The 9,841-nt window shown below is 42.2% G+C and carries 8 protein-coding genes; 5 read left to right on the top strand and 3 right to left on the bottom strand.

Features of this window, described 5'->3' with window-relative positions:
* Both F7D47_RS06385 and F7D47_RS06380 read left to right on the top strand, forming a co-directional pair.
* Positions 1 to 779 (top strand): RHS repeat domain-containing protein (locus F7D47_RS06385; RefSeq protein ID WP_194253029.1); only part of this gene is annotated, 779 nt, incomplete at its 5' end.
* Complete coding sequence (locus tag F7D47_RS06380; RefSeq protein WP_153086568.1) at positions 769 to 1,359, top strand: hypothetical protein; 591 nt, start codon at positions 769 to 771, stop codon at positions 1,357 to 1,359. The genes F7D47_RS06385 and F7D47_RS06380, both read left to right, overlap by 11 nt.
* 88 nt (positions 1,360 to 1,447) lie before the next feature.
* Here F7D47_RS06380 and F7D47_RS06375 read toward each other — a convergent pair whose 3' ends face one another.
* The gene (locus F7D47_RS06375; protein WP_153086567.1) at positions 1,448 to 1,681 is read right to left on the bottom strand and encodes a hypothetical protein; all 234 of its coding nucleotides are present in this window, start codon (positions 1,679 to 1,681) and stop codon (positions 1,448 to 1,450) included.
* 238 nt (positions 1,682 to 1,919) lie between these two features.
* Here F7D47_RS06375 and F7D47_RS06370 point away from each other — a divergent pair, with 238 nt between their 5' ends.
* The 3 genes from F7D47_RS06370 (at position 1,920) to F7D47_RS06360 (ending at position 6,393) form a co-directional block, all read left to right on the top strand.
* Complete coding sequence (locus tag F7D47_RS06370) at positions 1,920 to 4,220, top strand: ATP-binding response regulator (RefSeq protein WP_153086566.1); 2,301 nt, start codon at positions 1,920 to 1,922, stop codon at positions 4,218 to 4,220.
* The gene (locus F7D47_RS06365; protein ID WP_153086565.1) at positions 4,217 to 5,533 is read left to right on the top strand and encodes a sigma-54-dependent transcriptional regulator; all 1,317 of its coding nucleotides are present in this window, start codon (positions 4,217 to 4,219) and stop codon (positions 5,531 to 5,533) included. The genes F7D47_RS06370 and F7D47_RS06365 overlap by 4 nt, the downstream gene beginning before the upstream one ends.
* 230 nt (positions 5,534 to 5,763) lie before the next feature.
* Entirely contained in the window at positions 5,764 to 6,393 is a 630-nt protein-coding gene (locus F7D47_RS06360; protein WP_117663913.1) for an RteC domain-containing protein, read from the top strand.
* 77 nt (positions 6,394 to 6,470) lie between these two features.
* On the opposite strand, the gene mobC is transcribed toward F7D47_RS06360, so the two are convergent.
* Positions 6,471 to 8,474, bottom strand: coding sequence for a conjugal transfer protein MobC (mobC, locus tag F7D47_RS06355; RefSeq protein ID WP_153086564.1), 2,004 nt, complete (start codon positions 8,472 to 8,474; stop codon positions 6,471 to 6,473).
* A gap of 37 nt (positions 8,475 to 8,511) precedes the next feature.
* Complete coding sequence (gene mobB, locus F7D47_RS06350) at positions 8,512 to 9,765, bottom strand: conjugal transfer protein MobB (RefSeq protein WP_153086563.1); 1,254 nt, start codon at positions 9,763 to 9,765, stop codon at positions 8,512 to 8,514.
* Positions 9,766 to 9,841 lie beyond the last annotated feature (76 nt).

Genomic DNA, 9,841 nt, shown 5'->3' with positions numbered 1-9,841 from the left:
ACAACATTTGGAATACACCTTATCTTTTCAATGCGAAGGAATTCGATGAAGAGACTGGATTGTATTACTATGGGGCGAGGTACTATGACCCAAGGATAAGCCTTTGGATTAGCGTAGATCCATTAGCTGAAAAATATCCAGCATTAAGTGGCTTTTGTTTTGTTGGTAATAATCCTGTTACATACATAGACCCGGATGGTAAAGCTATAGTAAAAGGATTCGTTGCAGCTTTTAAATACGCTAAACGTATTTGGAAAGTCTATAAGAAAACAGGCAAATTGACACCTTCAAATCTTAAAAAGGCTGGACTAAGTGAAATTTCGGATATTGCAGGGGACATTCAAACAGTTTTTGACGGTGATGCTTCTTTTACCGATAAATTAGGCGCAACAGCCGATCTTTTGTTAGGGACAGACTTTAATAAAAAGGGGCAAAAGCAGTTTTTGAATTTTGTTGACGGATTTAAAAATAAAATAAAGCCTAATGGTGGAAAAGCCAAACCACATGGAGGTCCAGCGCATAATAAAAAAATTGATAATTTAATTGAGAAGCTACGAGTGGACGATGATGTTACAAACATAAGAAAAAATCAGAAACAAGTTGATGTTAATGGAAATGTTGTTGGTAATAATCGTCCTGATGTCCAGTTTGACAAACATGGTGTTCACACCAATGTTGAATATGACACACAGACTCGTTCTATGAACAAACATAAGGAACAGCTTCCTAAAAATGACAATCAAGCAAGAAATAAGTTTTACAAGGTAAATGGCAAGTGATTTTAAATACATAATATTCTCTATTTTTGACATCAGTGACTTCAACAAAGTCACTGATGTCGTAAAATTAATTTTTAAAAGAGAATTAGAAAAAGGGAAAGCATATATATATCCTATATGCCCAGTTATAGAGGAATATATAAATCCCCAAAGTGGTGGTTCACATTTCCCTAAATTTAGTTGTTGGCAAAATGAAATGTATCCAGATAAAGTCTTTTTTATATCAAATTATGAAGATGGATTGTCTAATTTGTGTAGAACTATACAAAAGCATTTGAAATGTAACACTATTATGTGTGCGTTGTCCAATGAAACAGATAATCCGTTTTTTAAATTTTATTTTTCCAATTCAAATTTAGAAGAACGCTTAATTCAAGCATACAAAGAAGACAGATGGGTGTTCTATGAAGAAGGTATTCCACTTTCTATTGAAGATCAAAGTTATTATAAAAATAAAAATATCAAGAAAAGATTAAACAATTCTATAATTAAAGAGTATTTGCTGAAATTAGGCATTGACTTATGCTTAATAGACAGTAAAATTTCGAAAGGATTTGTGTTCATACGTAAAGAATGGTGATTATACTTTCTTGGTGATTTTATATCGAATAAGGAATAAAATCCGTGGATATGATTCAACATTTATCCACGGATTTTAACTGTTTGTTTTATATTCTTCGCAAAGTATATGTTTGCATCCTTTCAGAGTGGTCGTTGCCCAATGAGTCTGTCAGAGCAATACTATTGGCATCACTCACCTTATAAAATACAAGCTCACTGTTCAAAGGAAGCACAAGCATCAATATGTTGCCGTCAAGCACTTGGAAAGTACCTCTTGACTTTTCCTGCTCGTTCTGCTTTTCTTTGAATGTCTGTATCAACAGGTAGGAAACTCTTGCCATCCTTTTTCGGTTAAGTCTCACAATCTACACTTTGTCAGCTTTTGGCTTTATTGTCCATTGTTATTATTCAATAATGGTTCTTTCTCTAACAATATGCTGTTTTTACCAAGAAATTACATAAAAGTTGTTATAATATATATAAATATTCGTCTTTAATGCTTCCTGCCATTATCTTTGCCGATTAAAAATGTTAGTGCAAAGCAATAATGAAGTAATAGAAACGTAAAAAGTAAACAACATGGAACGCAAAGAACAGACCGGGCATATCTGTAGATGGATGGCTTTAGGCATCATGACTGCCATCGTCATCGTAGGATGTACCATTGTAATCGGCCTATTTGAATGGCGCGACAGAAAGGAGATTGAGTGTAGAAATGCAGAATTGCATCAGTGGCGAAAGAATGTGCATGACTTAAACTTGCACATAACGAAATTGTCACTGCTTGGTGAAATGGTTGCGGATTGGGACTCAACAGATGTAAATGAGTTTCATTCGCTTCGATTGGAAGTGGACAGTATGCTTGAAGGCATCGCAGATATTTGTCCGAAAGAAGATTCTGATACGATCTGCCGTCTTCTTGCAGAAAAGGAACAGCTCCTTCTGGATATAAAGGATGCCATGCAGGATCTGAATGCCACTCAAGAAAAGCTGACCGCAGAAGTTCCAAGAATTGTAGAGCAGAATAAAACTGAAAGCCAAAGACTTTCAGCTATGCCACAGCAGGCAAAGCCAAAGAAGCGCGGTTTCTTCAGCAGATTGTTCGGCAAGAAAGAAAATGCAGTAACAACAGGCAACCGTTTAACCCAAACAGAAAAGATGCTCACCAACCTAAACCAAACGGTTGTTGCTAAACATCACCAGCAAAGCCGTAAGGTAGTGGAGATATTGGATAGTCTTGGAAACAGAAATGAAGGTATCAATAAGCAGTTGCAAAGAGTAATCAGCATAGCTGATGAGAATGTGGATAAAGGCATAAAAGTTCGTGAGCGACAAATCGCAGACTTGGAAGGCAATTATACCTATTTTTATATAGGGATGATAGGATTGTTGATATTGGTATTTTTCGTATTATTCCTATTGGTGTGGCGATTCGCATTCAAGACACGTAAGAGCAAGGAAGAAACAAGAAAGGTGATGCTGACAGTAACGCATGAGATGCGCAGTCCCTTGTCTGCCATCAAGGATTATGCTCGCAAGATTAGCGGACTTGATGATGCTACGGATGAAAGCAAACGATATGCCGACTTGATTGTAGACACATCGAAAGGCTTGACTGCTATGATTGACAGTTTCCTGGTTTACTCCAAATTAGCGAATGGAAAGGCGACCGTCAAGGAACGCCCTTTCCGTATGATGGACATTGCCGAGCAATTAAAGATGGAGTATGAGCCCTTTGCAGCGAAGAAGCAACTGGAATTGAGCGTCAGCAATAAGGCAGATGGTGTTGTCAATGGAGACAAGGAAAAGGTGCTTACAATAGGACGCAATCTGCTTTCCAATGCCATCAAATATACGGGAAAGGGTGAGATAGTATTGTCCACAACCTATAAGAATGGTGTATTCATGCTAATGGTTAAGGATACAGGAACAGGATTGGACGACAAGCAACAAAAACAAATCTTCAAGGAATTTGCAAGATTGGGAAATGCGGTCACCCAACCGGGATTTGGCTTGGGGCTTTCCATTGTCAAGAACCTCGTTTCACTGATGAAAGGAAAAATCGATGTGTCCAGTCACCAAGGGCTGGGAAGTATATTTACCATTAGTCTTCCTATGGCTGCAGCCGAAAAGCAGAATGTGGAACCAACTCAGAATAGAACGAAACGACAAGATTCGTTTACTGTCATTGCCATTGATGATAGCCATGTGCAACTGAGTACCATTCGTGAAGCGTTTGCATCGAACGGCATCGTATGTGACACTTGTAATAATGCCACGGATTTGTTGGATATGATGCGCAAAAAATCTTATGATCTGCTGATAACGGATTTGAAGATGGCTGAAGTGAATGGTATCGAGATTCTGGAAATGATGCGTATGGTGAACGTGCGTAACTCCAAGACCATTCCTGTTGTCGTTATGACAGCAGCACCAAATGTGAGTGAGCAAGAACTGCTTGATGCAGGATTTGTCGCTTGCCTGTTCAAGCCGATGTCTGACAAGGATTTAATAAACACTGCAAGAAAGTGTGTGAACGGTAAAATAGCAGAAAAACAAATAGACTTCTCTATGTTGCTGACCTACGGCAATGAAAAAGAGACTTTGGAGAATTTCGTAAAGGAAATGACTGACACATTGGGCAGTATCCGTAATGCAGCCAAAGAGGAGAACCGCAAGAAAATGTCCGATGCCATTCACCACGCAAGAAGCTCGTGGATGATGGTACAATCTGACGAGTCTTTGAACTATCTCTTTGACCTGATTGAAGATTCTACATCATCAGACGACGTTATCAACCAAGCGGTTGAGGATGTTTTCGCACATGGTGAGGAAATCATCAAAGCCGCACAAAAGAAAATTGAGGAGGTAACAGCATGAAGAAAGTAATAATCATTGAAGACAGCCCGACATTTTGTAATATGTTGGGCAAGAAGTTGGAATCGAAGGGATGGAAAACAATCTTATGCTACAATTACAGAGATGGTCTGAAAGCTGTGAGGGAATCCTCTGAATGGGATGTTGTCATTTCGGATATGCGCTTGGGGAATGATAATGGTATCGACCTGTTGGAATGGATGCGTAGTAACGGCTATCAGAATCCATTTATCATCATGACATCTTACGATGAAAGCATGAGTGCCGTGAGGACTATGAAATTGGGAGCAGAAGACTATATACCGAAGAAATTGTTGCTTGATGTAGTTTATGAACGTTTGGAAGAAATCATAGACAAGCAGAAACGACTCGTAGAGTTGAATAACAAGATTGTTTACCGCAAAAGTGAGAAGTTTCGCCGTATATATAAAATGGCAGAATTGTTTGCTAAAAGCGACATGGCTGTTATGATATTGGGCGACAACGGAACTGGCAAAGAACATATAGCGGAAAAGATACATCTGCAAAGCAAAAGAGCCGACAAGCCTTTTGAGGTAGTAGATTGCGGTACGCTTTCTGCGGAACTTGCCGTTTCCGCTCTCTTCGGACATGAGAGAGGTGCATTCACAAGTGCAGACGCAGCAAGAAAAGGTTACTTTGAATTGGCTGCTGGAGGTACGCTGTTCTTGGACGAGATAGGGAACCTGCCGAAAGATGTACAGGCGATGCTGCTGCGTGTGTTGCAATCCAAGAGCTACCGACCATTGGGAGCTACAAAAGATAAAGTGGCTGATGTGCGCATTATTGCCGCCACCAATGAAAACCTGCAAGAGGCAGTTCGGGAAGGACGATTCAGAAGCGACCTGTATTATCGACTTCACGAAGCGGTTATTGAGATTCCACGGTTGCGGGATTGCAAGGAAGATATTATGCCATTAGCTAACTTCTTCCTGAAACTATATGATAGGCATACGGACAAAGAAATAAAATGTATCAGTAAGGAAGCGCAAAGGGCACTTGTAAGCCATACATGGCCAGGTAATGTGCGTGAGTTGAAATCATGTATCATGCGAGCTATGCTGCTATGCGAGAATGAGATAATAGATGTCGAGGACTTGCAGTTGTCACAATCGGCATTGACAGAAGAGGCTTTGGACTTTGATGAACAAGAACGCAAGATCAATCGAGAACGTATCTTGTGGGCTTTGAAGCAATGCAATGGTATCAAGCGTGATGCGGCAAAAATGTTGGAAATGAGCCATACTACATTCTATGCCCGTATGAAAGAGTATGGTATTTCTACGAACAAGTTGTAACGGTATAAGAACCGTGTAAGGAAGATTGGACGAGTGTCCGGTTTTCCTTACACTATTTCTGCTTGCAATTTCCTTGTGAAAATCTTATTCTCTTGATAAAGTTGCTGATTATCAGGAAATATCATCATCCGATTGTTTAGTCTGTCTTGGAATGGCATAGGTATTGGACTAATAAATGATGTGCGCACAGAAACATCAAATTAGTACAAACCCATAAAAGAGACAGCAACATGGAATACAACATATTGATAGAGACTGATTTTTTCAACTTGCTGAATGCAGGTCATAAGAACAAAGGTGGTAACGCTTTGGAGAACTCATATCGTGAGTTTATCAAGGTTGTGGTTGATTTATGCAGCACCAACGTGAAGCAAGCGGTCTTTGCTCTGTCATACGCAGAGACCGAGCTTGATTTCCATCTGTCAATGCCCCATATAAAGGATTGTTTGGGAACCGTAGGCTTGTATGTGCGCAAAGCTATTGCATTTGTCCGAAGGATGCAAGAGCATGTGGCAGCAACATATCATCTTCATGTGACTACATCCACTTCAGAAGCCTCTCCGCCAGTATCATCAGAATCAAAGCCATTAGTAAAATGGACTGGCAATGCCGTTGACCTTGTAGAAATGGTATATGGCATCTGCGTAATGGGAAGCGTGAACGATGGCGATGTAAAATTCAAGGACTTGGCGCAAGCCATGTACCAGTTCTTCGGCATCAAAGCCAAGGACTGCTATCGTTTCTACACCGACATCAGAAGACGCAAGAACCATAGCCGTACTTACTTCCTTGACAGAATGCAGGAGAAGTTGAACGACAAAATGCGAAAGGATGATGAATTGGAAAGAATGAGACGATAAAAAACGATAAATCCCATATATGTATGCAGGGGCGAGTAACTGAAAGGACAATTCCTAAAAGTTACTCGCCTTATTGTTTATTTCTGTATGAGATGCTTTAAGCTCTCGTCACCAGCGATGCGCTCCAGCTCGTCCTTGACAATCAGCTTGACATCCTCCTTGATTTGGTTGTAATTGTCCAGAATGGCTTGCTTCATGCAGTCGTTGCCATCGGCATCCTTGAAGTCGTTGATGATGGGGATAGGCTGATAATGGCTTTCCTCTCGCTTTACCTTATCGGTGTCAACGACAATCTCGGCATGGAAGATCTTCTGCTCTATGCGCTCGGTGAAGTTGTCGGAAACAGATCCAACAAACATACCTTGGGTAAGACCACTAATCTTGCTTGGCGGAATGAGACTATCCATTTGGGTATTGATGGACGTAGAGACATCCTGACGGTTGATGGAAATAGACTGGCGCTTTTGAAGTACTTTTCCAAAACGCTCGGATAAAGTCTTGGCGGTCTCGCCAACGACCTGACCGCTGAAGATGTTACCTACCGTATTGATAACCACCTTAGCCTCCTTGTCTCCATAATCGCGAACCAACTGCGAGAAGTCCTGGAAGCCCAAGCAGACGGCAACTTTGTTGCTTCGTGCCGTAGCAATCAGGTTATCCAAGCCTTTGAAATAGATGGTCGGCAACTCGTCAATGATAACGGATGATTTGAGTTGTCCCTTCTTGTTGATGAGTTTCACGATGCGGCTGTTATACAAGCCAAGTGCCGCACCATAAATGTTCTGACGGTCGGGATTGTTGCCGACACATAGAATTTTCGGTTCTTCGGGATTGTTGATGTCGAGTGTAAACTCGCTTGCGGACATCACCCAGTAGAGTTGTGGCGAAATCATTCGTGACAGCGGAATCTTTGCGCTTGCAATCTGCCCCGCCAACTGCTCCATTGCCCCACCTTGCCATGCGTCCATGAATGGAGAAAGGTAATTTTCAAGTTCGGGATAGCTCGTCAGGATCGGAAAGACATCCTCGTATCTGCGGTTGAGCAATTCGATGGCATGGGGAAAGGTACAATACTTTCCGTTCTTGTAGATGCGTAGGTACCAGATGATGGCAGCAAAGAGGATTATCGGACTCTCCACAAAGAAGTCGCCCTGCTTCTGCACCCAAGTCTTATTGAGGTTGAGCATTATTGTATATGCACTTTCGTAAGCATCGGAAATGTCACTCATAAAATCCGGGTGAATAGGATTGCAGCGATGACTTCTGCGAGGATCGTCAAAGTTGATGACATAGAACTGGGGCTTGACCTTATATCCATTCTGATGGTTCATCATGTGGTTGTAGGCAATCGTCGAAAGGTCGGGAAACTTGAAATCATAGATATACATTGAATACCCCTTCTCTATCTGCTGTTTGATGTAGTTATTCACTACAGCAAAAGACTTGCCACTACCCGGTGTACCTAACACGATGGTCGCTCGGAACGGATTGACCACGTTGATCCATCCTCTCTGCCATTTCTTCTTGTAGTAGAAGCGAGTGGGCAGATTGACAGAATACTCGTTCTCCATGAGTTTGGTCTCTTGCATGAAACTCTCGTTCTCATTATTGAACACATCCTCCATGAGGTTGTGTTTCAAGAGTCTGCTCATCCAGAGTCCTCCCATCAACAGGCAGATATAACCCGCTGTCATTGTAAATATGTACAGCGTGGCATTGCCCAAATGAGATATAGGCAACAATAATATCCACCAGTTGAGGAAGAACAGACAGGAACCAACGGCAAGAACCGTCCAAATCTTGCTCCAACTCATCTTTTCCGCTTTCACACCCTTGGTTCCCAGACATGAGAGTGCCAGGAGCAGAAGCGAAAACAGCTTGGTATAGAGGATGGAATGGAATAAACCGCCTGTACGGTTGAAGTTGATCAGGATTCTGTCAACAACTCCGATTGTCACTCCCCATATGTGCATTGCCTCGTAGCAATACCAATATACATTCATAATTGCGAGTATAATACTCACGGCACGGAGAAAATCCATGATTTTTCCCAATGCTCTCAAATCGTCTTCTTGTGCCATTGATTTTCTGTTTTGAAGTTATACCTTGATAATACGATTAAAGGTTTCTCCCTTTTCGTTTCTTTTTCTTTCTGCGTAACTCTCTATCGAATGCTGCTTCCTGTGCCTCGTTGGAAGAACCATTCCCTGCCATAAGTCCAAGACCGCTGCCGTACTCATCGAACAAGCCAGAACCTTGAAGTTCCTGCTCCAAGCCAGAGTCTTCTTCTTTTGGAATGGTAAGCGGTATTGGCTGCTCATTCTCGTAAGGCAAGGTGAAGTGCTCCTGCAGGGCATTGGCAGAAAGATTCGTTCCAAGCCTTGAACCATTGAAAACGCTTTGGGTGCGGTGATCAATGAATGTTGCTCCGTAGATACGGCCGTCAGCTGTATGGCGGAAAACAACATCAATGCCCTTTGCTTTCAGAAGTTCTATGAACTTATCCTTATGGTACGTCTGCTTCAAGACTGCTTCTACGCTATGACGGGTCATCTCGGAGAGTTTCTTGTCCTCCTTGAACTTCTTGGCAGAATAAGCGAACCGCTTTTCTATCGCCACCACACCGACAGACTTATCAATCTTGGAAGCCTTGAAAGGATTTCCAACCTTATTGCCCTGTCCGTCCGTGGCAGAATAGACAAAACCATGATACTCACGACCGCCAACTTCGCCTCTGACTTCCTCCAAGGATATATTATATAAGGAGAGAAGTGCACGGTACTCGCCCAAGGACTGGAACCTGTAGGTAGCGCAGAGAGATTTTACTGTGTTGGCAACCTGCTTCTTCACATTGCCTTGGCTTGCATCCACCTTACGAAGTGGATTGTCGAATCGACGTTGCTTGCGGTCTGCCTTGTTGAGATTGTACTTCATCTCCAAGTCACGAGTGATAGCCTTGCTCTTATGGTAGTTGTATCGGCTATCCAAGCACTTGCCGTTTTCATCCACTCGGATGGTCACGATGTGCATGTGGTGACGGTCAATGTCCTCATGCTTGTAAACCATGTATGGCTGGTTGCCATATCCCATGCGCTCCAAGTATTCCCGTGCGATGTTCTCCATCTCCATATCCGTCAGCACATCATCAGGATGCGGATTCAGGGAGATATGCACGACAGGCTTTTCCGTTCTGATGTGCGGAGAAAGGTATCGCTGGAAATCACGTAAGGCATAGGCGATGCTCGTCTTTCCCGAACAATCATCGAAGATCTTGTTCGTTGCCAAGAGCTTTCCCTCTTCCTTGTTAATCTTCTCACCATTGTATGCCAGTGCGCCATACAATGAACTTCCGAAACTTATCTTTGCGACCATCTTTCCTCAAACTTACGGGTTAGTTCAACAATCTCACGGGTAAGAGAGACCAGTTCCCTGGTGCAGTTCTCCAGCT

It is taken from the genome of Segatella copri, from assembly GCF_009494835.1.
Taxonomy (GTDB): domain Bacteria; phylum Bacteroidota; class Bacteroidia; order Bacteroidales; family Bacteroidaceae; genus Prevotella; species Prevotella copri_F.
The sequence above is the reverse complement of the archived record's forward strand: the minus strand, read 5'-3'. Positions and strand labels throughout refer to the sequence as shown.